This is a genomic window from Kineococcus auxinigenes, from assembly GCF_050871525.1.
Classification (GTDB): domain Bacteria; phylum Actinomycetota; class Actinomycetes; order Actinomycetales; family Kineococcaceae; genus Kineococcus.
This window is the reverse complement of record NZ_JBKBCT010000170.1, coordinates 1-616: the sequence shown is the minus strand read 5'-3', so window position 1 is coordinate 616 and position 616 is coordinate 1. Positions and strand designations below refer to the sequence as shown.

The window sequence follows — 616 nt, the reverse complement described above, 5'->3', positions numbered from 1 at the left end:
AAGTCGTGAGCGAGTCCCTGCACAGAGTCCGGTAGCCACCAGTGGGACTGCTCCAACTCCGCCAGCAGTTGGTCGCAGCCAGTCAAAGCATTGTCCATCTGCTGGATCGCAATTTGCGCATTGCTCGCCCAGTCCAGCGTTCGGATAAAGGTAATGGCTTTGCCCTTGGCCTTCCCGAGCATGCCGCTGACGAAGGCTTCGCCGCGCAGGGCACCCTTCAGCACCTTGCGCCCTTTCCATAGGGGTTTGACGATCGTCTTGAAGAGGCTGCCCAGTTCAGGAATGCACCCGAAGGCTGCCAAGGCCAAGTCAACCCAATCGTCTTTGGTGCAGTGTGGCGCTCCCTTACGCGAGATGCGGTAGATCATCCCGGAGATGTCGCGCACGTTCAGTACTTGCTGGGCAACCGGGATCAGCGAAATCACGCCACCGACGATCATCGCGGCGTTGCTGGGATCTTCCTCAAAATCACCCAGTATCAGATCCTCGCAAAACTTGGTGATGTCGTCGATCAGGCTCATTGCTGGACATCCTCTGCTGCGCGCGTATCCCCTGCGGCGATGCGCGCTTGTCGTTCCATCTCAATCTGTCGCTTGGCTTCGGGTTGGGCTTTTTT

1 pseudogene is annotated in these 616 nt (G+C 58.0%); it reads right to left on the bottom strand.

The features are described from left to right. Nucleotides 1-521 (bottom strand): annotated as a pseudogene (locus ACRYR9_RS19850) (hypothetical protein); the annotation flags it as partial. Between the last annotated feature and the right edge of the window lie 95 nt (nt 522-616).